This window comes from Rothia sp. HMSC067H10 (genome assembly GCF_001810635.1).
GTDB classification, from domain to species: Bacteria; Actinomycetota; Actinomycetes; order Actinomycetales; family Micrococcaceae; genus Rothia; species Rothia dentocariosa.
The window spans coordinates 1-470 of the sequence record NZ_KV802314.1; the positions used below are offsets into that span (position 1 = coordinate 1).

The following is a 470-nucleotide window of genomic DNA, read 5'->3' on the forward strand; positions in this document are numbered from 1 at the left end:
GTGTGGGGTTTGTGGGTGTGCAGGGTCTCGTACCGGGAAATCCTGCCCGAGAAACTCATGAGGGTCACGAACCGGGGACGGAAACTTACACTGCACTACTGGCAGATTGACTCTAGTTATTTCACCCTATTAGGAGATGAGAACGGGCTTTTCGAGCTCACCGACACCACAGGGGTGGTGTATCGGTTTAAACCGCATGTAGAACCGTGCCGGTACGTGGGTTCTCAGGTGGCGTTCCGGCTGGATTATGGGTATTGGGCTGACCCGAATAATAGTGAGGATGCTCAGGTTTTGGTGCGGTTTATGCAGGATAAGTATTGGGTGCAGCGTCTTTTAGAGGTGCCTGTGGTTTCGGGGTTAGCTCATGGTGGGTACGGGAAAGAGTATTGTCCTGCTGGGGGTCCTGAGTTCGGGCCTGAGTTTCGTATTAGGCAGAGCGCCTCGGGAGATTTCACGTGGGCTAAAAACTT

Annotated in this window: 1 pseudogene; it reads left to right on the forward strand. The window is 53.2% G+C overall.

Annotation, left to right across the window (positions count from 1 at the left end):
- Positions 1 to 216: 216 nt before the first annotated feature.
- A pseudogene (locus tag HMPREF2756_RS11505) lies at positions 217 to 470 on the forward strand (hypothetical protein); the annotation flags it as partial.